The organism is Corallococcus carmarthensis, assembly GCF_003611695.1.
Classification (GTDB): Bacteria; Myxococcota; Myxococcia; order Myxococcales; family Myxococcaceae; genus Corallococcus; species Corallococcus carmarthensis.
Genome location: NZ_RAWE01000136.1, coordinates 1 through 26,040 on the forward strand (window position 1 = coordinate 1; position 26,040 = coordinate 26,040).

Annotated in this window: 19 protein-coding genes and 1 pseudogene; 9 read left to right on the forward strand and 11 right to left on the reverse strand. The window is 69.1% G+C overall.

The window, feature by feature from the left end:
- Window positions 1-141 precede the first annotated feature (141 nt).
- From hemH to D7X32_RS28900, 6 genes are all read right to left on the reverse strand, one after another.
- A complete protein-coding gene (gene hemH / locus D7X32_RS28875) occupies window positions 142-1,209 on the reverse strand; it encodes a ferrochelatase (protein ID WP_120605785.1) in 1,068 nt (355 codons plus the stop codon).
- Window positions 1,210-1,231: 22 nt separating this feature from the next.
- On the reverse strand, window positions 1,232-1,615 hold the full coding sequence (gene apaG / locus D7X32_RS28880) for a Co2+/Mg2+ efflux facilitator ApaG/CorD (protein WP_120605786.1): 384 nt from the start codon (window positions 1,613-1,615) through the stop codon (window positions 1,232-1,234).
- 60 nt (window positions 1,616-1,675) lie between these two features.
- The gene (locus tag D7X32_RS28885; protein ID WP_120605787.1) at window positions 1,676-2,668 is read right to left on the reverse strand and encodes a TerC family protein; all 993 of its coding nucleotides are present in this window, start codon (window positions 2,666-2,668) and stop codon (window positions 1,676-1,678) included.
- A 35-nt stretch (window positions 2,669-2,703) separates the two neighbouring features.
- Window positions 2,704-4,848 (reverse strand): glycogen debranching protein GlgX, encoded by a 2,145-nt coding sequence (glgX, locus tag D7X32_RS28890; RefSeq protein WP_120605788.1) that lies wholly within the window; start codon window positions 4,846-4,848, stop codon window positions 2,704-2,706.
- Window positions 4,845-7,964 carry a malto-oligosyltrehalose synthase gene (treY, locus tag D7X32_RS28895; RefSeq protein ID WP_244239239.1) on the reverse strand — a complete coding sequence of 1,040 codons (3,120 nt, stop codon included), beginning with the start codon at window positions 7,962-7,964 and terminating at the stop codon, window positions 4,845-4,847. Before treY ends, glgX begins: the two co-directional genes overlap by 4 nt.
- A 186-nt stretch (window positions 7,965-8,150) precedes the next feature.
- Window positions 8,151-8,483 carry an SWIB/MDM2 domain-containing protein gene (locus D7X32_RS28900; RefSeq protein WP_120527703.1) on the reverse strand — a complete coding sequence of 111 codons (333 nt, stop codon included), beginning with the start codon at window positions 8,481-8,483 and terminating at the stop codon, window positions 8,151-8,153.
- 380 nt (window positions 8,484-8,863) lie between these two features.
- Here D7X32_RS28900 and D7X32_RS28905 point away from each other — a divergent pair, with 380 nt between their 5' ends.
- The 5 genes from D7X32_RS28905 (at window position 8,864) to D7X32_RS28925 (ending at window position 17,718) form a co-directional block, all read left to right on the forward strand.
- The gene (locus tag D7X32_RS28905; protein WP_120605789.1) at window positions 8,864-9,856 is read left to right on the forward strand and encodes an NAD-dependent epimerase/dehydratase family protein; all 993 of its coding nucleotides are present in this window, start codon (window positions 8,864-8,866) and stop codon (window positions 9,854-9,856) included.
- Window positions 9,857-9,959: 103 nt separating this feature from the next.
- Window positions 9,960-10,625, forward strand: coding sequence for an HAD family hydrolase (locus tag D7X32_RS28910; RefSeq protein WP_120527701.1), 666 nt, complete (start codon window positions 9,960-9,962; stop codon window positions 10,623-10,625).
- Window positions 10,626-10,655: 30 nt separating this feature from the next.
- Window positions 10,656-12,266 carry an NPN-dependent hydroxyacid isomerase, LarAH14/15/16 family gene (larAH, locus tag D7X32_RS28915; protein WP_120605790.1) on the forward strand — a complete coding sequence of 537 codons (1,611 nt, stop codon included), beginning with the start codon at window positions 10,656-10,658 and terminating at the stop codon, window positions 12,264-12,266.
- Window positions 12,267-12,283: 17 nt separating this feature from the next.
- Window positions 12,284-16,693, forward strand: a complete 4,410-nt coding sequence (locus D7X32_RS28920) for an AMP-binding protein (RefSeq protein WP_120605791.1) — start codon at window positions 12,284-12,286, stop codon at window positions 16,691-16,693.
- Entirely contained in the window at window positions 16,690-17,718 is a 1,029-nt protein-coding gene (locus D7X32_RS28925) for an NAD-dependent epimerase/dehydratase family protein (RefSeq protein ID WP_120605792.1), read from the forward strand. Before D7X32_RS28920 ends, D7X32_RS28925 begins: the two co-directional genes overlap by 4 nt.
- 27 nt (window positions 17,719-17,745) lie before the next feature.
- Here the strand turns inward: D7X32_RS28925 and D7X32_RS28930 are convergent, their stop codons facing one another.
- A complete protein-coding gene (locus D7X32_RS28930) occupies window positions 17,746-17,922 on the reverse strand; it encodes a hypothetical protein (RefSeq protein WP_244239240.1) in 177 nt (58 codons plus the stop codon).
- Between the two features lie 5 nt (window positions 17,923-17,927).
- On the reverse strand, window positions 17,928-18,809 hold the full coding sequence (locus tag D7X32_RS28935) for a GGDEF domain-containing protein (RefSeq protein ID WP_120605794.1): 882 nt from the start codon (window positions 18,807-18,809) through the stop codon (window positions 17,928-17,930).
- Window positions 18,810-19,016: 207 nt separating this feature from the next.
- Here D7X32_RS28935 and glgC point away from each other — a divergent pair, with 207 nt between their 5' ends.
- Window positions 19,017-20,246, forward strand: a complete 1,230-nt coding sequence (glgC, locus tag D7X32_RS28940; RefSeq protein ID WP_120605795.1) for a glucose-1-phosphate adenylyltransferase — start codon at window positions 19,017-19,019, stop codon at window positions 20,244-20,246.
- 55 nt (window positions 20,247-20,301) lie between these two features.
- Here glgC and D7X32_RS28945 read toward each other — a convergent pair whose 3' ends face one another.
- Both D7X32_RS28945 and add read right to left on the reverse strand, forming a co-directional pair.
- Entirely contained in the window at window positions 20,302-20,781 is a 480-nt protein-coding gene (locus D7X32_RS28945) for a hypothetical protein (RefSeq protein WP_120605796.1), read from the reverse strand.
- 9 nt (window positions 20,782-20,790) lie between these two features.
- A complete protein-coding gene (gene add / locus D7X32_RS28950) occupies window positions 20,791-21,954 on the reverse strand; it encodes an adenosine deaminase (RefSeq protein ID WP_120605797.1) in 1,164 nt (387 codons plus the stop codon).
- Between the two features lie 89 nt (window positions 21,955-22,043).
- Here add and D7X32_RS28955 point away from each other — a divergent pair, with 89 nt between their 5' ends.
- Entirely contained in the window at window positions 22,044-23,111 is a 1,068-nt protein-coding gene (locus D7X32_RS28955) for an outer membrane protein assembly factor BamB family protein (protein WP_244239241.1), read from the forward strand.
- Between the two features lie 3 nt (window positions 23,112-23,114).
- Here the strand turns inward: D7X32_RS28955 and D7X32_RS28960 are convergent, their stop codons facing one another.
- Complete coding sequence (locus D7X32_RS28960; protein ID WP_120605799.1) at window positions 23,115-24,380, reverse strand: MFS transporter; 1,266 nt, start codon at window positions 24,378-24,380, stop codon at window positions 23,115-23,117.
- Between the two features lie 140 nt (window positions 24,381-24,520).
- On the opposite strand from D7X32_RS28960, the gene D7X32_RS28965 reads away from it, so the two are divergent.
- Both D7X32_RS28965 and D7X32_RS28970 read left to right on the forward strand, forming a co-directional pair.
- Window positions 24,521-25,387 (forward strand): hypothetical protein, encoded by an 867-nt coding sequence (locus D7X32_RS28965; protein WP_120605800.1) that lies wholly within the window; start codon window positions 24,521-24,523, stop codon window positions 25,385-25,387.
- A 169-nt stretch (window positions 25,388-25,556) separates the two neighbouring features.
- Window positions 25,557-26,040, forward strand: a pseudogene (locus D7X32_RS28970) (hypothetical protein); the annotation flags it as partial.

Sequence of the window (26,040 nt, forward strand, 5' to 3'; positions counted from 1 at the left end):
AGGGCACCCTGTCCACCGCCCTCAACGGCCCCGCCCAGCCCGCCGTGCGCCTGCCCGCGGGCACCTACTCGGCCCGCCTCACGCCCGTCAGCGCCCCCCAGGCTCCGGCGGCGGCGCCCCAGGCTCCGGCGACGCCCGCGCCTACCGCGACCCCGCCCGCGCCGTAGCGGACGGGCCGTCCGAAGCGCGCACCATCCGCACCACGGCGTCCACCCACTCCGGGTGGGCGTTGAGGGACGGCACCAGCGTCAGCGACTCGCCGCCCGCCTCCACGAACTGCTCCTTCGCGCGGAGGCCAATCTCCTCCAGCGTCTCCAGGCAGTCCGCCACGAAGGCCGGGCACATCACCGCCAGCCGCTTCACGCCCTTCGCCGCCAGCTCCGGCAGCACCAGGTCCGTGTAGGGCTTCACCCACGGCGTGCGCCCCAGCCGCGACTGGAAGGACACCGTGTAGCCGCCCTCCGGCAGCGACAGCCGCTGGGCCAGCATCCGCGCCGTCGCGAAGCACTGCGCGCGGTAGCAGTGCCGGTTCTCGGCCGTGATGGCGTCGCAGCACCCCGCGGACGACAGGCAGTGCTGCCCCGTCGGGTCGCTCTTGCGCATGTGGCGCTCCGGCAGCCCGTGGAAGCTGAACAGCACGTGGTCCGCGCGCGTGTCGGCAATCACCGGCCGCGCCACCGCCGCGAACGCGTCCAGGAAGCCCGCGTCGTCCCAGAAGGCCGGCACCGCGCGCACGTTGGGGACGTCCCAGCCCTCCGCCAGCACTTCATACGTGCGCGCCAGCGACGACGCCGAGGACGACGCCGCCTCATGCGGATACAGCGGCAGCACCGTGAACTCCGACACGCCCTTCGCCTTCAGCCGCGCGATGGCGTCCGGCAGCGACGGGTTGCCGTAGCGCATGGCGAGCTCCACCTCGTAGTCGTCCCGCAGCTGCTCCGCGACCTTCGCCTCCAGCGCGCGGCTGTACACGAGCAGCGGCGAGCCCTCCTTCGTCCACACCTTGCGGTACGCCTCCGCGCTCTTGGCGGGGCGGAAGGGCAGGATGAAGAGGTTCAGGAGGAACCAACGCCCCACCGGGTGGACGTCGATGACGCGCGGGTCGTTGAGGAACTCGCGCAGGTAGCGGCGCACCGGGCCGGACTCGGGCGCGTCCGGCGTCCCCAGGTTGACGAGCAGCAGTCCCCGCTTCGTGGTCGGCACAGGCATGCGCGATGTCCCCCCGGAGCCTTCAGTGCAGTGCGTGGGGCAGCGTGAGCGCGAACTCGGCGATGCGCGCCTCGAAGCGCGTGCCGTCCGGACGCTCCATCTCATACGTGCCGCGCATGGTGCCGAACGGCGTGCGCAGCATCGCCCAGCTCGTGTACTCGAAACGCTCGCCCGGCTTGAGGTGCGGCTGACGGCCGACCACGCCCTCGCCCTTCACCTCGTCCACGTGGCCCTGGGCGTCGGTGATGATCCAATGCCGCGAGCGCAGCTGCGCCGGCACCTTGCCCTCGTTGAACAGCTCCACCTTGTACATGAAGGCGAACTGCCCGGACTCAGGGGTGCTGCGCTCCGGCCAGAAGGTCGGCTCCACGGTGACGCGGATGCCATCGGTGGTGGCGGTGGACATGGCCGGAGACTTGGCAGCGACTCCCGCCCGATGCAAGGGAAACGCAGGGCCCCCAGCCCGTCAGCCGCGCTCCTGCTCCCGGGCAGGCGGCTCCGGCGCCTTGTCCGCGTCCGCCACCGCGGAGGGCTTCTCCGCCTCCGGAGGCTTGGGGAACACCAGCGACGCCAGGATGGCCACCAACAGGCACGCGGCAATCACGGCCAGCGAGATGCCGATGGGGATCTTGTACCAGTGCTCGATGAGCATCTTCACGCCCACGAAGGCCAGGATGACGCCCAGCGCGGCCTTCAGCAGGTGGAACTTCTCCATCAGGCTGGAGACGACGAAGAACAGCGAGCGCAGGCCCAGGATGGCGCAGACGTTGGACGTGTAGATGATGAAGGGGTCCTTGCTGATGCCCAGGACCGCCGGGATGGAGTCCATGGCGAAGAGCAGGTCCGTGGCCTCCACCACCATCAGCACGATGAACAGCGGCGTCACCTTGCGCCGTCCGTCCTCGTGGACGAAGAAGCGGCTGCCCTCGCCCTGGCGGGCCACCGGCAGCAGGCGCCGGGACATCCTCACGATGAAGCCCGCTTCCGGGTCCACGTCATCGTCGTCCTTGGCCCACAGCATCTTGGAGGCCGTGTAGACGAGGAACGCGCCGAACAGGAAGATGAGCCAGTTGAAGCGGGCCACCAGCGCCGTGCCCGCGACGATGAGCACCGCGCGCATCACGAACGCGCCCAGGATGCCCCAGAAGAGCACCCGGTGCTGGTGCTGCGGCGGCACCCGGAAGTAGCCGAACACCATCAGGAAGACGAAGAGGTTGTCGACCGACAGCGCGTACTCCACGACGTACGCCGTCAGCCACTCCAGCGCCGGGGCCCGGCCGCCGTAGTGGAAGACGCCTCCGCAGAACGCGAGGCTGATGCTCACCCACACGAGCGTCCACAGCGTCGCCTCCTTCGGCGACACCGCGTGCTCCTTGCGGTGGAACAGCCCCAGGTCCAGGGCCAACATCGCCAGGACGAAGACGTTGAAGCCCACCCAGGGCCAGAGGGTTTCGGTCATCACGCCCGCTGCCTACTCCGGGACGGCCCCGGCGGCTACTCCCATTCCGTCGCCGGCCGCCGCAAGACCACCACGGAACGTCCCACCGCCTGCACCTTGCCGCCCGCCGGGGTGTGCGTGCGCAGGGATTCCCCCGTGGCCGCCGTGTCCACCACCAGCTCCCAGTCCGCGCCCCACTCCAGCGCGGGCAGCAGGAAGGTGATGGGTTCGTGGTGCGCGTTGAGCAGCACCAGCAAGGTGTCCCCCACGATGCGGTGGCCCTCGTCGTCCGGCGTGGCGATGGCATCCCCGCCCAGCAGGAAGGCCAGGGAGCGCACATAGGGCTTCTCCCAGTCCTCGCGCTTCATCTCCTTGCCGTCCGGCCGGAACCACGCCAGGTCCTTCAGCTCGCTGTCCCAGATGTGGGCCCCGCGGAAGAAGCGGCGCTTGGACAGCACCGGCTGCTCGCGGCGCAGCTTGATGATGCGCGAGGTGAAGTCCAACAGCTGGCGCTGCTTCTCGTTGAGCTCCCAGTTCACCCAGGACAGCTCGTTGTCCTGGCAGTAGGCGTTGTTGTTGCCCTTCTGGGTGCGGCCCATCTCGTCGCCCGCCACCAGCATGGGCACGCCCTGCGACAGGAAGAGCGACGCCAGGAAGTTGCGCTTCTGCTGTTCGCGCAGCGCGTTCACCTTGGGGTCGTTCGTCTCCCCCTCCACGCCGCAGTTCCAGGCGTGGTTGTCATTGGCGCCGTCGCGGTTCTCCTCGCCGTTGGCCTCGTTGTGCTTCTGGCTGTACGTCACCAGGTCGTGCAGCGTGAAGCCGTCGTGCGCGGTGACGAAGTTCACGCTCGCCGTGGGCTTGCGGCCGGACAGCGCGAACAGGTCCGAGCTGCCGGTGAGCCGCGAGCCGATCTCCGCCGCCTGCCGGTCATCGCCCTTCCAGTAGCGGCGCATGGTGTCGCGGTACTTGCCGTTCCACTCGCTCCACAGCACCGGGAAGTTGCCCACCTGGTAGCCGTAGTCCCCCACGTCCCACGGCTCCGCGATGAGCTTCACGCGGCTCAGGACGGGGTCCTGGTGGAGGATTTGAAAGAAGGCCGCGCGGGTGTCGTAGCCGTGCCGGTCCCGTCCCAGCGTCGTCGCCAGGTCGAAGCGGAAGCCGTCCACGTGCATCACTTCCACCCAGTAGCGCAGCGAGTCCGCGATGAGCTTCAGCGCGTACGGGTGCGTGGCGTTCCACGAGTTGCCGCACCCGGTGAAGTCCATGAAGTAGCGCGGGTCCTTCTCACTGAGCCGGTAGTACGCGCCGGCGTCCAGCCCCTTGAAGGACAGCGTGGGCCCCAGGTGGTTGCCCTCGCAGGTGTGGTTGTAGACCACGTCGAGGATGACCTCGATGCCCGCGCGGTGCAGCAGCTTCACCATCCCCTTGAACTCCGCCACCTGCTCGCCCAGCGAGCCCGACGCGCAGTAGCGCGCGTCCGGTGCGAAGAAGCCCAGCGAGTTGTAGCCCCAGTAGTTGGAGCGCCCCTTCTGGGTGAGGAACGGCTCGTCCATGAAGGCGTGGATGGGCAACAGCTCCACGGACGTCACGCCCACCTTCTTCAGGTGCTCGAGGGTGGCCGGGTGCGCCAGGCCCGCGTACGTGCCGCGCAGGTGCTCCGGCACGCGCGGGTGGAGCTTGGTGAAGCCCTTCACGTGCACTTCGTAGAGGACCGTCTTGTGCCAGGGGACCTCTGGCGGCCTGTCCCCCTCCCAGTCGAACCCGTCCGACAGGATGACCGCCTTGGGCACGCCCCAGGCGTCGTCCTGCGTGTCCATGACGAGGTCCTCCTCCTTGCCCCCGTGCACGTACGCGTGGATGGGCGCCTTGGGGTCCACCTTGCCGTGCAGCGCCTTGGCGTAGGGGTCCACCAGCAGCTTGTGCGGGTTGAAGCGCAGGCCCTTCTTGGGTTCATACGGCCCGTGAACCCGCAGGCCGTACAGGCAGCCCGCGTGCACGCCCGGCATGTACCCGTGCCAGACGTGGTTCGTGCTCTCCAGCAACGGGAAGCGGCGCGTTTCCTTCTTCGGGTCGGCGGGGTCGAAGAGACAGACCTCCACCTTCTTCGCGTGCTCACTGAAAACGGCGAAGTTCACGCCGTTCCCGTCGTACGTGGCGCCCAGGGGAAACGGCTTCCCTGGAAGCACCTCGGCCCTTCTCATCCAGTGCTCCTCTCCAGCAGCACCACCGGGAACTCCGCGAGGAGCGGCCCCAAGGCCAGCCCCACGCCTCCCGGCCCCTGCTGGGGACGGACGGAACGCCCGGTGAAGACATTGCGGAACATCATGCCCGCATATGCCTCCGGAAGGTTCAGGAACGTACCGTCATACGCCGGGCCCAGGCCCCCGGACTCCAGCGCCTCCAGGGTGTAACGCGGCGCGCAGGCAATGAGTACGCTGTCACCGTGCGTGCGCGCGAAGCCGACCGCCGCGGGCGAGCGCGGCCCGGACAGCTCCAGCGCCTCGTAGCCGCCCATGCGGAACAGGTCCGCGTACTTCTGGCGCAGCCGCAGCGCCTCCGCCGTGAGGAAGAGCTTCACCTGGCCGTCGTCGAAGTCCTGCGACAGCCGCGCGCACAGGGCCGGCCGGTCCTTCGCCGCCGCCTCGTCCAGCGCCGTGAGCCACCGCTCGCGCAGGCCGTAGTCCACCGGACGGCGGTTGTCTGGATCCACCAGCGACAGGTCCCACAGCTCGCAGCCCTGGTACGTGTCCACCACGCCGGGCGAGGCCAGCTTCAGGAGCAGCTGCCCCAGCGCGTTGTGCTGGCCCGCGCGCTCGATGCGGCGCTTGAAGGCCTTCACGTCATCCAGGAAGGCCTGGGCCTTCGCCGGGTCGAAGCACGCGTCCACGAAGCGCGCCATCGCGTCGTCATAGGCGCCGTCCGGGTTGGTCCACGACGTGCGGACCTTGGCCTCCTTGATGGCCTTGCCCATGTACTCGCGCACGCGGCGGTGGAACTCCTTGAACTCGGCCTCGGGCACGTGCTCGCCCATGGGCCACGCGCCCACCACCGTCTGGAGGAAGAGGTAGACGTCGTTGGACGACGGCGCGGGGCCGGAAGGCAGGTGGCTGACGAAGGGCTGCGTGAGGTCCGCCCAGGCGCGCGCCCGCTCGCGCCAGACCTCCGGCAGCTCCGTGAGCACGTTGATGCGCGCGCGCACGTCCTCGCTGCGCTTGGTGTCGTGGGTGCTGGACGTGAGCATGCTCGCCGGCCAGTGCTCCGCGCGCTCCTGGTTGCGCAGGTGGAAGGTGGTGGCGCGCATGCCGAAGTGCTCCGGCTCGCCGCCCACCTCGTTGAGGCTCACCAGCCGGTTGTAGATGTAGAAGGTGGTGTCCTCCAGGCCCTTGGCCATGACCGGGCCCGTCACCTGCTGGAGCTTCATCGCGAAGCGCAGCATCACCGCCTTCTCTTCATCCCCCACGTGCTCCGGGTAGCGGCCCAGGAGGATGTCGCGCAGGAAGTCGAAGATGGACGCGTTGGTGGTGGGGTTGCGCTCCTTGGCGCGCTGGAGGGTCCACTCGATGTACTGCACGTCGCGCACGTCCAGCTCCGCGCGCCAGCCGTCCACGTAGGTGCGGTAGACGGGGAACAGCGCGATGAACTCCACCAGCGCGCGCCGCAGGCTGTTGAGCGTGAAGTCGCGCGTGCGGCGGTTCATCTCCGAGATGCGGTTGAGCTCGTGCGCCAGCACGTTGATTTCGCTGGCCATGCTCACACGCATGATGAGCAGCTTCTTCTGGTACACGAGCTCCGCGAAGTCCTGCGTGCCGCCCGCGAAGCGCTCGTACGTCTCCGTCAGGTGCGCCTCCGCGGCCGGGTGCACGAACAGGCCGCTCACCGCGTTGGCGAAGCGGTAGCCGGTGGTGCCGTGCACCGCCCACGCGTCCGGGATGCGCTCACGGCCACCTTGAATCTTCTCCACCGCCACGAAGAGCGCCTTGCGCAGCGGGCTGTCCGGCGTGTCCATCACCTCGCGCCGCCACTTCGCGCGCAGCAGGGACTCCACCTCCGGCCAGCGGCCTTCCGAGCCGCCGGGGCTCCCCTCCTTCTTCCGCGCGTCGAACCGGGCCCGCGCGCGCTCCACGAAGAAGCGCTCCTGCAGGTCCAGGAAGTAGGCGGTGGGGTCGAAGAGGCCGTCCGGATGGTCGATGCGGAGGCCCGTGACGCGCTCGTCGCGCAGCCAGTCGAAGATGAGCTGGTGCGCTTCCTGGAAGACGTCCGGGTCCTCCACGCGGATGGCCGCCAGGCCGTTGATGTCGAAGAAGCGGCGGTAGTTGATCTCCTCGCCCGCCACGCGCCAGTGCGCCAGCCGGTAGCTGCACCCCTGCAGCAGCCCATCCAGCATGTCGAAGGAGCGCACGTTGCCGGGGGTGCCGTTGAACACCCGGACGTTCTCCTCCACGTACGCCGCCAGCTCCGCGCTGTCCGCCACCACCGCGCCGAGCCGCCGCTTGATGACCTCCTTCTCGCGGTGCCGCTCAGTCACCTTCGCCGGGTTCACCTCCGTGCGCAGCGGCAGGTGCTCCAACGCGGTCAGGATGGAGAGCAGCTCCACCAGGTGCGGCGACTCCGCGCCCAGCTGCTTCTCCAGCCGCTCCAGGCCGTGCTTGAGGATGTTCGCGTACTGACGCGGCGCCATCGGCAGGCGGTGGTCGTAGTAGTGCAGGTAGAAGGCGCCGGACTCATAGGACAGCTTCAGCTCGCCGCGCTCCAGCACGATGCCGTACTGGTCTCCCAGGATGGGCAGCAGCACCTTGTCCGCCAGCTCGTCCTTCACCGGCCGCCAGTCCACGTCGAAGAACTTCGCGTAGACGGACGACGGGCCGTTCTCCAGCACGTCCAGCCACAGCCGGTTGTCGCGCTCGATGCCCATGTGGTTGGGCACCACGTCCAGCACCTGCCCCAGGCCGTGCTCGCGCAGGGCGTCACAGAGCGCCGCGTGGTCCTCCGCCGCGCCCACCTCCGGGTTGAGCCGTTGGTGGTCCACGCAGTCGTAGCCGTGGGTGCTGCCGGGCGTGGCCTTGAGGTAGGGCGACGCGTAGAAGTCGCTCACGCCCAGCCGGGCCAGGTACGGCACCAGCGCCTTCGCCTGTTGGAAGGTGAAGTCCTTGTGCAGCTGCATCCGGTAGGTGGACAGCGGCGTGACGCGGCGCGACTGCAGCTCGCGTCGGACCTGCTCGAACAGGCCTTCCGCCTGGGCTTCCACCGTCGTGTGCGTACCCTCCGCGTCCGCCTGCCGCGCGGAGCGCTCCCCTGCCTCGGAACCGTCGTGGAACATGGCCCCCAGAGGTAGGTCCGACGCGGCGCGTCCGCCAGCGGGCAGATGCGCCTTCGCCCCCTTTTCAACGCTCCGGACGGGCGCCTGTCAGAGGGGAAAAAGCGGAGGGCCCGTCCCGCGCGATGCGTGACGAGCCCCCAGGGTCCTTCGGGCGACCGGCGACGGCCCCGACGGGCCCGGCACCGTTCAGCTCAGGTGCTTGTTCACCAGCGCGGTCATCTCGAACATGGTGACGTTCTTCTTGCCGCCGAAGATGGGCTTCAGCTTGTCGTCGGCGTTGATCTGGCGCTTGTTCTTCGCGTCCTGGAGGTTGTTCTTCTTGATGTAGTCCCAGATCTTGCTGACCACCGCGGTGCGGGGCAGCGGCTTGTTACCGACGATCGCCGCCAGCTCGGTGGAAGGCGTCATCTCCTTCATGAACGCGGCGTTCGGCTTGCGGCCCGCGGCCTTCTTCGCGGCAGGGGCCTTCTTGGCGGCGGGAGCAGCGGTCTTCTTCGCAGCGGCTTTCTTGGCGGCCATTCGTCTTGTGTCTCCTCCCCTCCGAAGGGGACGTTGCACGGCGTGCTTGCAACTTCAAGCTAGAGCCGATGGCGCGTAGTAGCACGGCCTAGAGCGAAAAACAGCGTCCATCGCGCGCTTTTTCCCTCTGGGGCTCCTCTAAGCGATGGCTTCGGAGGCTAGAACTCGGCCCCGCAGCGCATTCTTCCCTCGGTAACGGAAGTCCGGCGGCGCGTCCGGAGCGCCAGAAACCGGCTCCGGAGGCCGTTTTCCCTCGGGGATTGTGCCTTTCAACGCGTCCGGAGGCGGAAAGTCGGCGCCGGGAGCACGCTCCTCCTCTAGGAGGAGCGTGCCCATTTCGGCGGTGGACGGGATGTGGCTTTTCGGATGAAACAGCGCCCATGAATGCCCTCATCACTGGCGCCGGCGGCTTCCTGGGGACCTGGCTCGCGCGGGCGCTGGCCGCTCGCGGGGACCGTGTTTCATGCCTGTTGCGCCCCACCACGGACACCCGCGAGCTGGAGAAGGCCCTGGAGGGCCACCCCTGGACGCGGCGGGTGGGCGACGTGACGGACCCCGCCTCACTGAAGGACGCGGTGCAGGGCGTGGACGTCGTCTTCCACCTGGCCGGCATCCGCCGCGCGGCGCAGCGCGACGAGTTCATGCGCGTCAACGCGGAGGGCACCCGCCTTGTCTGCGAGGCCCTGGCGGCGCTCCCCACCCCGCGTCCCAGATTGGTGATGTGCGGCTCATTGGCGTCCCACGGCCCCTCCACCCCGGAGCGGCCCCATGTGGAGGAGGACGCCTTCCATCCGCATGAGTGGTACGGCGAGAGCAAGGCGGAGGGGGAGCGCATCGCGTTCTCCTTCCAGGACCGGCTGCCCGTGACGGTGATCCGCCCGCCGCGCATCCTGGGGCCCGGAGACCGGGAAAACCTGACGTTCTTCAAGCTGGGCAAGAAGGGCATCCGGCTGGAGCTGACCGGCGGCCCCCGTCCCCTGTCCCTGGTGGACGTGGAGGACGTGGTGGACCTCCTGTTGGTCCTGGCCCAGAAGCCGGAGGCCCTGGGCGAGGCGTTCTTCTGCGCGGGCCCGGAGCGGCTGACCCTGGAGGAGATGCAGGACCTGGGGGCGAAGGCGCTGGGCTTCCGGACGCGCACCTGGCGCCTCTCCCCGGCGGTTTTGACGGCCCTGGCCACGGCGGCGGACGGCGTGACGCAGCTGACCGGCCGGAAGCTCCCCCTGAACCGGAAGCTGGCGCGGCAGCTCCTGGCGCCGGCCTGGACGTGCTCGGGGGCCAAGGCTGAACGCCTGCTGGGCTTCCGGCCGCGCCGTGGGCTGGCGGAGTCCATCACTCGCAGTGGTGAATGGTATCGCGCGCAGGGCTGGTTATAGCCCCATGCGCCCAAAGGGCTGGCGGCCCACGCTGGCCCTTCCGCTTTCGTTGACCGGACCCCCCCCAGGATGGGAGGAAGCCCGACCGCCCATGCCCCCCAAAGTGCCCGCCAAAGCCGCCTTCTTCGACGTCGACGGGACGCTGGTCCGGACGAACATCGTCCACGTCTACGCCTACTACGCGACGAACCGGGGCTCGCTCCGGGGCATCGCGGGCCGCACCCTGGGCACCGCCCTGGGGCTGCCGGTGTTCGGCATCCTGGATGCCGTCAACCGCAAGGCCTTCAACGAGTTCTTCTACCGCTACTACTCGGGCCTCAGCGAGGACCGGCTGGTCACCATCGCGGAGGACATGTTCGAGGACGTCCTCAAGCCCGCGCTGTACGAACAGACGCAGGACCTCATCGACGAGGCGCGTCGTGCCGGCTGCCGCATCGTGCTGGTCACCGGTGCGCTGGACTTCACCATGCGCCCGCTGGCCCGGCACCTGGGCTGCGACGACGTCATCGCCAACAAGATGCAGTTCGTGGGCGGCAAGGCCACCGGCAAGGTGATTCCGCCCATCATCGAAGGCGCCAACAAGGCCAACGCCATCCGCGCCTACTGTGAGCGCGAGGGCCTGGCCCTCAACCAGTGTCACGGCTACTCGGACAGCGCCTCCGACTACGCCATGCTCGCCGTGGTGGGACGGCCCACCGCGGTGAACCCGGACCTGCGGCTGCGCTCGCTCGCGCGCGCGTACAACTGGCCCATCCTGGACCTGAAGTAACCCCCCACCCCTTCCGCCGTCCCTCTACCCATGCGCCCGCTCAAGACGCTCCAGAAGCTGTACGACGAGGAAAGCCAGGTGGTCATCACGGAGAAGGGCAGCCCCCCGCGGGCGCTCTTCTACGGTGAGGGCTTCCTCCAGGAAGACCTGCCCGTGGGCACCCGGGTCATCTTCCCCCGCCCCCCGCTGGAGGGCGTGCCCAACGTGAAGGCCGCCATCCGCTGGGCCATCAACCACCCGGAGGGCATGGACCCGCTGCACGCGCTCCTGCGCCCCGGCATGCGGCTGACGTGCGTCATCGACGACATCAGCGTACCGCTGCCGCCCATGGTCACGCCGGACGTGCGCCAGTCCATCCTGGAGGTGGTGCTGGAGCTGTGCGCGGATTCAGGCGTGGATGACGTGCACCTGGTCATCGCCAACGCGCTCCACCGCCGGATGACGGAAGGTGAGATGAAGCGCATGGTGGGCGAGAAGATCTTCGACGCCTACTACCCGGACCGCTACTACAACCACGACGCGGAAGACCCCGACGGGATGACGGAGCTGGAGCGCACCAGCCACAACGAAGTGGTGGCGGTGAACCGGCGCGTCGCGGAGAGCGACCTCATCGTCTACGTGAACATCAACTTCGTGCCCATGAACGGCGGGCACAAGTCCATGGGCACGGGCGTGACGAACTACGCGTCGCTGCGGCACCACCACAACCCGAAGACCATCCGCGAATCCGACAGCTACATGGAGCCGAAGGCGAGCGCGCTCTACACGAAGAACTCGCGCATCGGCACGGTCATCGACAACACGCTGAAGGTCTTCCACATCGAGACCACGCTGAACAACCGCATGTTCGGCGCGCCCACGGACTTCCTCGCGAAGAAGGAAGAGGACTACACGGAGGCGGACCGGCTGAAGTTCCAGGCCCTGCGCTTCACGCTGTCCAAGCTGCCCCGCGCCGCGGCGCGCAAGGTGCTCAACGCCATCCCCGCGCCCTATGACGTGACGGGCGTGTTCGCGGGGGCCACGGAGCCCACGCACGCGAAGACGCTGGAGCAGAGCTGGAAGCAGTACGTGGTGCCGGTGGAGGGACAGAGCGACATCGTCATCTTCCCCATCCCGTTCGTCAGCCCGTACAGCGTCAACTCCATCCTCAACCCGCTGCTCGTGCAGGTGATGGGGTTGGGCTACTTCTACAACCTCAACCGGGGTGTGCCGCTGGTGAAGAAGGGGGGCGTGCTCATCCTCCTGCACCCGGCCTACGACGAGTTCGACCCCGTGCAGCACCCCAGCTACATCGAGTTCTTCCACCGGCTGCTGCCGGAGACGCGGGACTCCATGAAGCTGGAGCACAAGTACGAGAAGGAGTTCGCGGAGAACCCCAGCTACGTGCACCTGTACAGGAAGGGCAACGCCTACCACGGCGTGCACCCCTTCTACATGTGGTACTGGGGCGAGAATGGCCGCCAGCACGTGGGCAAGGTCATTGTCGCGGGCGCGGAGAACAACCACGTCCCGGCCCTGCTCGGCTGGGACCGCACCGACACCCTCTCCGAGGCGATTGAAGAGGCGCGCGGCTTCATGGGGCGCTCCGCGTCCATCAGCCTGCTGCGCATCGCGCCCACGGTGATGGTGGACGTGAAGTGAAAGGGTCGCACACGGACATGGCCACGCCTCCCCAGCTGAACGTCACCGAGGTCTTCACCGGCAAGCGCATCGTCTTCGTCGGCACCACCGGCTTCGTGGGCAAGGTGACGCTGTCGATGCTGCTGGCCCACTACGGCGACGTGCTGGACCGGGTCTACGTCGTCGTGCGCAAGGGCAGCGCCGCGTCCGCGGAGCGCCGCTTCTTCGACAAGGTGGCGCCCAGCGAGCCCTTCCAGCCGCTGCGCGACCGCCTGGGCGACGACGGCGCCATGGAGTACCTGAAGGCGAAGTGCACCGTCCTGGACGGCGACATCACCGACCCCTGGGTGGGCCTGGAGGAGGCGCAGGTCACGGCCCTCACCGGGCAGGTGCACGCCATCGTCAACTGCGCGGGCCTCGTCTCCTTCAACCCGTCGCTGGAGGTCGGCCTCAACGTCAACACCCACGGCGTGAAGAACGCGGTGGCGCTGGCGCTGCGCTGGAGCGTGCCGCTCATCCACATGTCCACCGCCTTCGTCGCGGGCAACCGCAGCGGGCTCGTCTTCGAGGACGAGCAGGTGCTGGGCTACTTCCCCAAGCAGGAGGAGCTGGACGGGCGCGACTTCAGCCTGGAGCAGGAGCTGGCGGACGCGGAGAAGACCGTGGCCCGCCTGCGCGACCAGGCGGATGACAAGGCGCTCACCTCCCTCTTCCGGCAGAAGGCGCTGGACCGCCTGGAGGAGGAAGGCCGCGACGCCACCGACGAGAAGACGCTGCGCCTGGCCGTGGGCCGCGAGCGAAAGCTGTGGCTGTCCGGCGAGCTGGTCCGCGCGGGCATGGAGCGCGCGCAGCACTGGGGCTGGCCCAACACGTACACGTACACCAAGCACCTGGGCGAACAGGTGATGGCCGGGACGCCGGGGCTTCGCTACTCCATCGTGCGGCCCTCCATCGTGGAGAGCGCGGCGCACTTCCCGTTCCCCGGCTGGAACGAGGGCTTCACCACGTCCGCGCCGCTGGCGTACGCGGGCATCAAGGGCCAGCGCGGCATCCCCGCGGGCGACCACGCCATCCTGGACATCATCCCGGTGGACCAGGTGGCCGGCGCCACGCTGGGCATCACCGCGCACGCGATGCAGGTGGAGGAGCGCCGCGTCTACCACCTGGCTTCCGGTGACGTGAACCCGTTCCTCGCCAGCCGCTCCGTGGAGCTGGTGGGCCTGTACCGCCGCCGCTTCTACCGCAACCGCGAGACGGGCAACTCGCTGGTCAACGCGCTGCGCTCGCGAATCGAGCCGCAGCCGGTGAGCAAGCAGGAGTTCCAGCTGCTCAGCGCGCCCATGCTGGTGAAGGGCGCGAAGCTGCTCAAGAAGGCCATGGACGAGGTGCGGCCCGCGTGGGGCGCGCCGCGCGTGCAGGCGATGATGGACAAGGCCCGCCTCGCGCTGGACGAGGTGGAGTCCCAGGCGGGCAGCCTCTCCGGCCTCATCGAGCTGTTCCTCCCCTTCCTCTGGGAGAACCGCTACGTCTTCCGCTGCGACAACACGCGCTCCGTCTACGAGCGCATGGTGCCGGCGGACCGCGCGAAGATTGACTGGGCGCCGGACCGCATCGACTGGCGCGAGTACTTCCTGGGCACGCACCTGCCCGGCCTGGAGAAGTGGGTGTTCCCGGGCCTGGACGAGGAGCGCGAGAAGCGCACCGCCATCCCCGCGCACCGCGACCTCTTGGAGCTGTTCGAGGCCACCGTGCACGCGTACCGCCACCGGGTGGCGTTCCGCATGGCCGCGGGCGAGAAGGAGGAGCGCTTCACCTTTGGCGAGGTGCACCGCTACGCGGCCCGCGTGGGCAGCTACCTCATCGCCCACGGCATCAAGCGCGGCGACCGCGTGCTGCTGGTGTCGGAGAACCGGCCCGAGTGGGCCATCAGCTACTTCGGCATCCTGCGCGCCGGTGGCACCGCCGTCCCCGTGGACCCCGCGCTCACGGAGGCGGAGGTCGTCAACATCGCGAAGCGCGCGGCCGCGAAGCAGTGCCTCGTGTCCGAGCAGGCCGCGGAGGACTTCCCCGGCCTCTTCGCCGCGCTGGGTGAGGGCGTGGGCGTGGCGAGCCTCGCGGAGGCCATGACGGGTGACCCGGCGTTCCCGGACCGCATCGGGCCGGTGCGCAAGTCCGCCGCCGCCGACGACGTGGCGAGCGTCATCTTCACCTCCGGCACCACCGGCACGCCCAAGGGCGTGATGCTCACGCACCGCAACTTCGCGGCGCTGGTGGCGAAGCTCGCGGGCGCGTTCGACGTGGGCGTGGGCGACGGCGTGCTGTCCGTGCTGCCCCTGCACCACACGTTCGAGTTCTCCGCCGGCTTCCTCACGCCGTTCATGCGCGGCGCGGAAATCACGTACATCGACGAGCTCACGTCGGACCGGCTGGGCGACGTCTTCGAGACGGGCCGCGTGACGGCGATGATTGGCGTGCCCGCGCTCTGGCAGCTGCTGCACCGGAAAATCACGCAGGAGATGGCCGCGCGCCCGCCGCTGGTGGAGCAGGCGCTCAAGGCGCTGATGGCGGCCAACGGGGAGCTGCGCAACCGCAGCTCGCTCAACCTGGGCAAGCTCTTGTTCTGGCCGGTGCACCGCAAGTTCGGCGGGCGGGTGAAGGTGCTGGTGTCGGGCGGCTCCGCGCTGTCCGAGGAAGTGCACCAGGCCTTCCACGAGCTGGGCTTCACCATGCGCGAGGGCTACGGCCTGACGGAGGCCGCGCCGGTGCTGGCGGTGTCCGAGGCCACCAACAAGCGCGTGAAGGGCACGGTGGGCAAGGCGCTGCCGGGCATCGAGTTCAAGATTTCGAGCCCGGACAACGACGGCATTGGCGAGGTGCTGGCCAAGGGCCCGAACGTGATGGCGGGCTACTTCGGGGACCGCGAGGCCACCGAGGCCGTGGTGAAGGAGGGCTGGCTGCACACCGGCGACCTGGGCCGCATGGACGACGAGGGCCGCCTGTACCTCATGGGCCGCGCCAAGGACGTCATCGTCGACGCCAACGGCAAGAACGTCTACCCGGACGAGCTGGAGGAGCTGTACCAGGAGCACCCGCACATCAAGGAGCTGTCCATCGTCGGCCTGCCGGAGGACGCGGGCGGCGAGAAGGTGGCGTGCCTCTGCGTGCCGGACTTCAAGGACCGCCCGCGTGAAGAGGTGCGCCACGAGTTGGAGGAGCACTTCCGCAAGGTGAGCGCGGGCATGCCCTTCTACCGGCGCGTGAAGGTGCTGCGCTTCTGGGACGGCGAGCTGCCGCGCACGTCCACGCGCAAGGTGAAGCGCAAGCGCGTGGTGGAGGAGCTGCAGCGGCTGGACCGCGTGGCCGCCACCGCGGGCCGCGTGAAGGAGAAGGCGCAGGCGGCGGCGCCCACGGGCGGCGTGTCGGACTGGCTGCACCCGCTCATCGCGGAGGTGTGCCACCGCCCGGTGTCGGACGTGCGGCCGGACGCGCAGCTCATTGGCGACCTGGGCTTCGACTCGCTGATGCTCACGGAGATGTCCGTGGCGCTGGAGGGCGCGGGCGTGCCGCTGCCCGCCATTGAAGACCTGACGCAGGTGCAGACGGTGGAGGACCTGCGCAAGCTGGTGGTGGCGTCCGGACGCCGGCCGTCGCAGGAGACGCGCGCGCGCGACATCAAGAAGGAGGCCGAGCGCGCGGAGGAGGCGGAGATTCCGGTGCCGGAGTCCGTGTCCGCGCTGGGCCGGCAGCTCTTGTCCTTCGGGCAGAAGGTGCTCTACGGCGGCGTCTTCGACGTGAAGGTGACGGGCAAGACGTTCATCCCGCAGAACCGCAACTTCCTCGTCATCGCCAACCACGCCAGCCACCTGGACGCGGGGCTGGTGCGCGTGGTGCTGGGCGACCAGGGCGAGCGCATGGTGTCGCTGGCCGCGCGCGACTACTTCTTCGACACGCCGCTCAAGCGCGCGTGGTTCGAGAACTTCACCCACCTCATCCCCATCGACCGGCAGGGTTCGCTGCGTGAGTCGCTGCGCGTGGCGGGCGAGGCGCTGCGGCAGGGCTTCAACGTCCTCATCTTCCCGGAGGGCACGCGCTCCAAGACGGGCGAGCTGATGGAGTTCAAGCCGACGCTGGGCTACCTGTCGCTCACCTACGGGGTGGACGTGCTGCCGCTGTACATCCACGGCGCGTACGAAGCGCTGCCCAAGGGCTCCATGTTCCCGAAGACGAAGGAGCTGGAGGTGCACGTGGGCCCGGCGCTGGAGCACGCGTCGCTGAAGGCCCGGGTGCAGGGCATGGCGCGCTCGGAGGGCTACCGCTACGTGACGCACATCGCGGAGGAAGCGGTGCGCGCGCTGAGGGCGGGCAAGGTGCTGGACCTGGAGCAGGTGGGCGCGGACCGGGACTTCACCCCGCCCGCCCGGGCCCTGCCGGAAGGGAAGGACGCGTGAAGCTGCTCGTCACCGGAGGCACGGGGTTCCTGGGCACGCACCTGGTGCCCAGGCTGGTGGAAGCCGGCCACGACGTGCGCCTCATCGCGCGCTCGAAGCCGTCAGGCCCCGCGTTCGCGAAGACGGAAGTGCACCAGGGCGACCTCAAGGACCGCGACGCCGTGCGCCGCGCGCTGGAGGGCGTGGACGCCGTCTACCACCTGGCGGGGCTCGTCTCCTTCCAGAGCAAGGACGCGCGGCGGATGTACGAGCTGCACGTGGACTGCACGCGCGAGCTGCTGCGCGACGTGCGCGAAGCGGGCATCCAGCGCGTCATCCTGGGCTCCACCTCCGGCACCATCGCGGTGTCGAAGGACGACCGCGTGGGCACGGAGGACGACGACTACCCCATCACCACCGTCGCCAACTGGCCCTACTACCTGTCGAAGATCTACGAGGAGAAGCTGGCGCTGGAGTACTGCCGCAAGCACTCCGTCCCGCTGGTGGTGCTCAACCCCAGCCTGCTGATGGGTCCCGGGGATGACCGGCTGTCGTCCACCTGGACGGTGGTGAAGTTCCTCAACCGGGAGATTCCGGCCATGCCCGGCGGCGGCATCTCCTTCGTGGACGCGCGCGACGCGGCGGACGCCTTCGTGCAGGCGCTCACCCGGGGCGAGGTGTACGGCCGCCACCTGATGGGCGTGAACATGGCCATGACGGACTTCTTCGACCGGCTCCAGCGCCTCACCGGCGTGCCCGCCCCGCGCATGAAGCTGCCGCGCGAGCTGAACATCTGGGGCGGCAAGCTGCTGGAGCAGTTCGCGAAGCTGCGCGGCACCACGTCCAAGCTCGACCCGCAGGAGGTCGAGATTGGTGAGCACTTCTTCTACCTGGAGCCCGCCAAGGCCGAGCGAGAGCTGGGCTTCAAGGCGCGCGACGTCCACGAGACGCTGCTCGATACCGTGCAGTACCTCTACGGGAAGATGCCGCCCGGAAACCTGCCCGGCACCCGCGGCCGGCTGGCCGAGACGCGCGAAGGCACCTGAGGCGGGTGAAAGGTTGCGCGGCGGGTCCTACGGATTCGCCGCGCCGCCGTGCACCCGGCCGCCGCTCACGCGCTCCACGAGCCGGGCGGCGTTCGGGTCGGTGTCCTTGCGATGCCACACCCAGGCGGCGCCCAGGAAGGCGACCCCCAGGAGGACGAGGACGAGCCGGGCCAGGAAGGACGGGCCGCTGCCTTCGTCCGCCATGGCCTTCAGCCCACCACGCGGTTGCGGCCCGTCTTCTTGGCCTTGTAGAGGTTCGCGTCCGCCACCTTGATGAACTGGGACGGCTCCGACATCTCCGAGGCGACTTCCGCCACGCCGATGGAGATGGTGACCGGGATGTCCTTGTCCTCGAAGACGAAGCGCTTGTCCTCCACCAGCTTGCGGATCTTCTCCGCGAACAGGCGCGCCTTGTCCGGCCCGTCCTCCGGCATGACGACGGCGAACTCCTCACCGCCGTAGCGCGCGAAGCACTGCTCGCGGCGCACCAGCCGCTTGATGGACTGGGCCATTTCGCGCAGCACGTGGTCGCCGGCCAGGTGGCCGTGCACGTCGTTGATCTGCTTGAAGTGGTCGATGTCGAACATCATCAACGACAGCGTGCGCTGGTACCGGTGCGAGCGGCCCATCTCCCGCTCCAGGTACTCCAGGAAGTAGCGCTTGTTGTTGATGCCCGTGAGACCGTCCGCGATGGTCAGCGTGTAGATGGTCTCGTGGTACTGGGTCTCGATGTTGTCGCCATCGAGGAACTTGAAGATGGAGCCTCCCACCTTCACCAGGTCCCCGCTGCGCAGGGGCTGCGCCTGGAGCACTTCCCGGTCGTTGAGGTAGGTGCCGTTGGTGGACTGGAGGTCCTCCACGAACATCTTCCCCTGACGTCCCCAGATGCGTGCGTGGCGGCGGGACACGTTGTCCAGGTCCACCACGATGTGGTTGTGCTGGTCGCGACCGATGGTGAACTCGGTCTCTTCCAGCACGTACTTCTTGCCCAGCTCAGGGCCGTGGATCTGCACGAGGCAGCACTCGGTGCCGCGCTCGGGTCCCGGGGTGAGGCTGGAGATCTTGGTGACTCGCGTTTGGTCGCCAGACATCGCCTGGCCACGCTAGCACGCAAGGTCCGGGGAAGCCACGCAAGCCGGGAGGACGCACGGGGTTGCGCCCCTCCTCCTACATCCCGCGAAAACGGGAGGTCGCTTTCCTCCCATCCTCCCGGCCCGGTTGGGCACTCAACGGAAGGCGTTGCACGGCTCGTACGGGGATTGTGAGGAGGCGGCCTGGGGCTAACGTGGCCGGTACCTATGTCAAAGCTGCTGGCCATGATTCTGGCGGGAGGCGCGGGCACGCGCCTGGAGCCCCTGACCCGTGAGCGCGCGAAGCCCGCGGTGCCGTTCGGCGGGCGCTACCGCATCATCGACTTCGTCCTGTCGAACTTCGCCAACTCCGGCGTGTACCGGATGAAGGTGCTGACCCAGTACAAGAGCGACTCGCTCAACAACCACCTGTCGCGCGCGTGGCGCATGACGGCGTTCCTGGGCCACTACGTGGAGGCGGTGCCCGCGCAGATGCGCACCGGCCTGGACTGGTACAAGGGCAGCGCGGACGCCATCTACCAGAACCTCAACATCATCACGGACGAGGAGCCGGACCACATCTTCGTCTTCGGTGCGGACCACGTGTACCGGATGGACGTCCGCAAGATGCTGGACTTCCACATCGAGCGGAAGGCCGCGTGCACGGTGGCCGCGATTCCGGTGCCCATCGAGCAGGGGCGCGAGTTCGGCATCATCGACGTGGGGCCGGACGGGCGGATGCTCCAGTTCCTGGAGAAGCCCAAGGACCCGCCGCCCATGCCGGGCAACCCGAAGATGTGCCTGGCGTCCATGGGCAACTACCTCTTCAGCACGGACACGCTGGTGAAGCAGGTGGTGCGCGACGCGGCGGATGAGAAGAGCGCGCACGACTTCGGCAAGTCCATCATCAGCGAGCTGTACAAGCACGAGCCCGTGTACGTGTACGACTTCGCCCAGAACACGGTGGCCGGCCAGGAGGACAAGGAGCGCGGCTACTGGCGGGACGTGGGGAACATCGACGTGTACTACCAGTCCAACATGGACCTGGTGGAGGTGGACCCGACCTTCAACCTGTACAACGACCGCTGGCCCATCCACACGCAGCCCAACAACTACCCGCCGGCGAAGTTCGTCTTCGCGGACCAGGACAACAAGCGCGTGGGCAAGGCGACGGACTCGCTGGTGGCGGAGGGCTGCATCATCTCCGGTGGCAGCGTGCACCGCTCGGTGCTGTCGCCCAAGGTGCGGGTGAACTCGTATTCGGAGGTGGAGGACTCCATCCTCTTCGAGAACGTCACCATCGGCCGGCGGTGCCGCATCAAGCGGGCCATCATCGACAAGAACGTGGAGATTCCGCCCGGGATGACCATTGGCTACGACACGGCGGAGGACAAGCGCCGCTTCCACGTCACGTCCGGCGGCGTCGTCGTCATCCCCAAGGGGATGAAGGTCACCTGACCGGCGAAGCCAAGGCGGGCGCTCCCGGAAGCACTCCCGGGGCGCCCGGCCTGGCTCACTTCGAGCGGAAGGCCGCCTTCACCTCCGGGCGGTTGAGCACGACGAGCGACCAGATGCCCGGGATGAGCCCCAGTCCCCACAGGGGGCCGCAGCACGGGATGCAGCAGATGATGGCGGCCGTCATCGCCAGGCCGTAGCTCTGGAGGTTCTTCATCCTCCAGCCGCCGGAGACGACCACCGCGTTGAGCAGGACGCCGGGCAGCGCGCTGAGGATGCGGAAGGCGGGCGTCAGCAGGAAGGCCAGCATGCCGCGCACCTTCTCGCGGAGGTCGGGCGGGTACTGCTCCAGCGCCGTCTCGATGGCGGTCCGCAGGGACTCGGTCCCCGTCGAGGACAGCATCCCGTAGAGCGCGTACAGCACCCAGAGGCCGCCCATCACCATCATCAGGATGGCGGGGACGGACAGGTCCTGGGCGGCCTTCGCGCGCGCGGGGTCGAGGTCCGGCGCCGGGGGAATGTCCTGGGTCTGGTCCATGGCGTGGGCTCAGGCCGGCTGGCGCATGGCCGCGACGGGGCGCTTCTCGAAGGCGGCGAGCGTGGTGGCGATCTCCTGGTTCACCTGCCGCAGCATGTCCTGCTTCTCCCGGAACGGGAGGAAGGCGCTCTTGAAGCCGGACACGATGACGGTGGTGAGGTCCTCCAGCGACAGGCCCAGCTCGCGGTGCGCGAGCCACAGCTCCTTCGTCACCGTGGTGTCGGTGATGAGGCGGTTGTCGGTGTTGATGGTCACCCGCAGGCCGTAGTCGAAATAGAACTTGAGCGGGTGGGACTCCAGCGAGGACACCGCGCCCGTCTGGACGTTGGAGGACGGGCAGACCTCCATGGGGATGCGGTGGTCGTTGACGTAGTTGAGCAGGTCCCCGTCCTCGCGCAGCCGGGTGCCGTGGCCGATGCGGTGCGCGCCCAGCGAGTGGATGGCCTGGGAGATGGACTCCGGGCCGTAGGCCTCACCGGCGTGCGCGGTGCAGTTGACGTTGTTCTTGAGGATGAGGCGGAAGGCGTCCAGGTGGTCCTTGGCGGGGAAGCTGGCCTCCGCGCCCGCCAGGTCGAAGCCCACGACGCCGCGGTTCTTGTACGCGACGGACAGCTCCGCCAGCCGCATGGACGTCTGCGGGTTGATGTGGCGGATGCCGCAGACGATGACGGCGCACTTGATGCCCGTCTCACGCTTGGCGGCGCGCAGGCCCTCCAGCACGGAGTCGATGACGGTGGTCATCTTCAGGCCCTTCTGCAGGTGCAGCGCGGGCGAGTAGCGCACCTCCAGCCAGCGCACGTTCTCCGCGGCGGCGTCCACGGCCAGCTCGTAGGCGGCGCGGTAGAGGGACTCCGCCGTCTGCAGGACGGAGAGCGTCACGTCGAACGCGACGAGGTACTCCTCCAGGCTCTTGCACACCTGGCCCATGTGGATGGCCTTGGCGAGGCCGTCCTCGGTGTCCGCCATGAGCTTGATCTTCTGCTGTTCCGCCAGCTCCAGGATGGTCTTGAGCCGCATGGACCCGTCCAGGTGGCAGTGCAGGTCCGTCTTGGGGAGCGCGTGGAGCAGCTCCTCCGTCACCGCCAGCGTGGGGGGCGGGATGATGTCCGTGCGCCGGGCGGATGAAGGGATGCCGGTGGCGTTGGGGGTTTCGTCTTCACGAATCGTGGGCATGGTCGAAGTTCCTCGCTTGCGTCATCCTCCCCCAAACCATGCCGTCCCGCGCCTGTCCACGCCTGCTCCTGGTGCCCTGCCTGACGTTGTTGACGCTGGCCGTCATGGCGTGCCAGCGGGCGCCGGTGGAACCGGCCTTCCAGTACTCCAGTGATGCCTCCTCCCGGACGGGGCTGACGGCCCTGCCGGACGGGGTGCTGCTGGGCAACGAGGCGGGCGCGGTGGTGCGCCTGGACCGCGAGGGCCAGCCGGTGTGGACCTCCCGACTGGGCCGCGAGGTGGCCGTGGCCCCCGCCCTGGCCGGTGACAGCGTCATCGTGGGGACGGTGGTGGGAGAGCTGGCCTGTCTGTCGCTCGGGGACGGCAAGGAGCGCTGGCGCCTGGGAGGCGAGCCCCCCGTGCTGACACCGCCCGTGGTGGACGACGCGGGACGCACCGTCTTCCTGGTGGCGCCCGACGGGGCGGTGCATGCCCTGGCGGTGGACTCCGGGCAGGCGCGCTGGAAGCGGCCAGCGCCCAAGGGGGCGGTGCAGGCTCCGGCGAAATCCTTGGAGCCGCAGGTGTCCGTGGCCCCGGCGCTCCGGGCGGCGCCGGTGGTGTTGGAGGGCGTGTTGGTGGTGCCGCTCGAGTCCGGGCTGTGGGCGCTGGACGCGGAGAGCGGTGAGCCGCGCTGGTCGAAGCCGGTGACGGACGTGGTGGGGCTGGATTCCGAGCGCGACACCGTCTTCGTGGCCACGCGGCCGGGCCGGGTGCTGGCGCTGTCGGTGAAGGACGGGAGCACGCGCTGGGAGCAGCGCTTCGCGGACGGGGTGACGGGGCCGCCGGCGCGGGCGCTGGGCGCGCTGTGGATGGGCGCGGGGCCGTCTTCGCTGGTGGGGCTGTCCACGTCGGAGGGCCGGGAGGTGGCGCGGGTGGCGCTGCCCTCGCCGCTGGTGGGCCGGGTGCAGGTGGGGTTGGAGGACCTGCTGCTGGTGCCCACGTCCGGGCGCGAGGGGCGGCTGGTCGCGCTCAAGGCGCCGGGCTGGACGCCCGCGTTCACGGTGCGGGCGGACACTCCGCTGCGCACGCGGCCGGTGGTGCGCGGGCCGCTGGTGTTCGTGCTGGGGCTGGACGGCCGCGTGCTGGCGTGGCGGCTGCGGGTGCCGCCGCCCGCCTGACGTCTACGCTCCGGAGCCGGTGCTTCGGGCGTCCGCGTTCGCGGTGCTGACGGACTCCACGTAGTCCAGGTCGCGGTGGAAGGTCTCCGCCAGCCGGGACAGGGCCACGAGCGCGAGGACGAAGCACACCGCGCCCACGGCGAGCGCCGCGTGCGCCACGCCCAGGGTTCCCTTGAGCTGGCCGAAGGCGGTGGCGGCGAGCACCGCGGAGCCGCGCACGAAGTTGGGCACCGACGTCGCCACGGTGGCGCGGATGTTGGTGCCGAACTGCTCGGCCGCCATGGTGATGAGCACCGCCCAGTAGCCCACGCTCAGGCCAATGAGGAAGGTCAGCGCGTAGATGAGCGTCGGGGTGAGGCCCGGCACCAGCCCGTACACGAGCACCAGCCCGAACCAGGCGATCAGGCTGAAGCCCACTGCGCGCTTGCGGCTCTGGAGCCACTGGCTCAGCAAGCCGGACGACAGGTCCCCCAGCGTCAGGCCCACGCTGCCAAAGAGGATGGCGTTGCCCGCCGTCACCGTGCCCTGCACGTGGAGGCCCGCCGTCAGCTCCGGGGCGAAGACGAAGAGGATGCCGGTGGTGAAGTAGATGGGCACGCCCACGAGGATGCAGCCCAGGTACCTGGTGAAGCGGCCGCCCGTGATGAGCAAGAGCGGGTTCCCCTTCGAGGGGCCGGCCTTCTGGGTGAAGAGGGCGGACTCGGACACCTTGAAACGAGCGAAGAGGAGCAGCAGGCCCAGCACGCCGCCCGTCACGTAGGCCAGCTTCCAGTGCAGGTGCTGCGCGACGAGCGCCGCGACGACGATGCCCAGCATGCCCAGCGTGGCGACGACGGTGGTGCCCAGGCCGCGCTTCTCCTTGGGCAGGGACTCCGCGACCAGCGTGATGGCCGCGCCCAGCTCGCCCGCGAGCCCCAGGCCGCCGAGGAAGCGGCAGGCGGCGTAGCTGTTCACGTCCCAGACGAAGGGGTTGAGCAGGTTCGCCGCCGAGTACAGGAGGATGGAGCCGAACATCACGGACAGCCGTCCCCGCTTGTCCCCGAGCAGGCCCCAGAAGAGGCCGCCCACCATCATCCCCGCCATCTGCGCGTTGTAGATGAAGAGCCCCTTCTGGAAGATTTCCGAGGGGTCCGTGAAGCCCAGGTCCTTCAGCGACGCGACGCGCACCACGCCGAAGAGCGTGATGTCGAAGAGGTCCACGAAGTAGCCGAGCCCCGCCACGAGGACGGTGAGGTTCAGGACCGAGCGCAGTTCCCGGAGGCGGTTCATGGTGCGTCAGGCCCCATGACCCAGGTCGAAGTCCACATGTTGCCACTCTACCGTTTCTTGTTCAGGCTGACGGGGGCATTCCTCATGTGAGCCAAGGAGCGACGCCGCATGTCCCCCCATCCCGTGCGGGCGCCTGCCCCATGAGCAGCCCGCCCCCCTATGCCATCGTGGTCCTCTCCGCCTACGACCCGGCCGTCAGGGATGGGGCGGCGCGGGTGGCGCAGAAGCTCTTCAAACGCAATCAGGTCACCGTCCATCCCATCCCCCTGGAATCCCCGGGACTGCACCAGACCCTGAGCCGGCTCGCGGGCGGCACGCTGTACCTCGTCGGGCACGGGGATGACTTCCAGATTGGTGACCAGCAGCCCCCGAATCTGGCCCTCAAGCTGGAAGAGGAGGGCCTGCCCGAGACGGTGGCGCGCATCCACGTCCTGACGTGCATGTCCGGCGTCACGCCCCCGCAGCTCCAGGAGGCGCCCGCCCTCCGCCTGCGGCTGGACCTGGTGGCGCTCTACCAGAAGGACACGGGCATCCGGGTCACCGGCCTGACGGGCAAGTCCGTCGACTTCGGAGGGAGCTTCCGCGCCATCCCCAACCACCCGGTGGTCGCCTGGCTCGACCGCGTCCGCGACACGGACGGCGACCTCGAGAAACTGGGCGAGCTCCTGGATGAAGGAAACGAACTCGACGCGAACAACGCGGGCAGTGATGCCTTCCAGAGGCTCGTTGAGGGGAACCACGCTCTCCAACAGCAGGACGAGGAGGAGCAGCAGATCTACAGCGCCATCCAGATGTTCGTCCCGCACCTGCTCGACAAGAACGCGAGGCCCGACTTCTGGATGATGCTGTACATGCTCGTGCAACAGATGGGCGACGCGATGGAGGACGAGGAGCTGCTCGACGGGGAGAAGTGGGACTCCATCCTCTCCAGCCTCGACACGCTGGAGCCCCTCATCCTCCAGGGACTGGCCCTGAGCCGGCAGGCCAGCAAGGTCCACTTCTCCTAGGGCCCCGCCCCAAACACAGACACCCGCCGCCGCGCGCCTGCTCCCCCTCCGGGTCCGGGAGGACGGGCACGGGGGGCCTCCGCCCTCCGCCCTCCCCTCCGGAGCGTGACAGGCGATCCACACGTTGCGGTGCTTCCAGAAGAATTCCCTGGAAGGTAGGTTTTACTGCATGTCCGTGTTGGAGGCCGTGGCGTGGCAGCGCGTGATGGGACTGGCCCTGGTGCTGGCGCTCGGCGGACCCGCGTGGGCGGCAGGGTCATGGCGGGCGGTCGCGCGCGTGGCGTCGCCAGAGGACCGCGCACTGCTGGAGCGGGTGCGGGGCCAGAGCAGCGACCTGCCGGTGGTGCTGGAAGCGGATGCAGGCGCGGCCATGGAAGCGAGTCCCGGCGGCGCGTGGCGTGAGGCGGAGCGGATGGCGTTGCGCCAGGACGCTCGCGCGGTGTTGTGGTTCACGCGCGAGGGGGTGGAGCTGCGTGTGTCGGTGGCGGCTCCGCGCACGGGGCACCTGTTCGTGCGGGCCGCGCGGGTGGAGGGCACACCCGAGACGCTGACGTGGTCCGTGGGCGCGGAGGCCCTGGCGTTGACGGTGCGTTCGGCGCTGCGCGCGGTAGAGGCGGGCGAACCGCTGGGCGAAGTGGTCGCGCCCCCTCCCC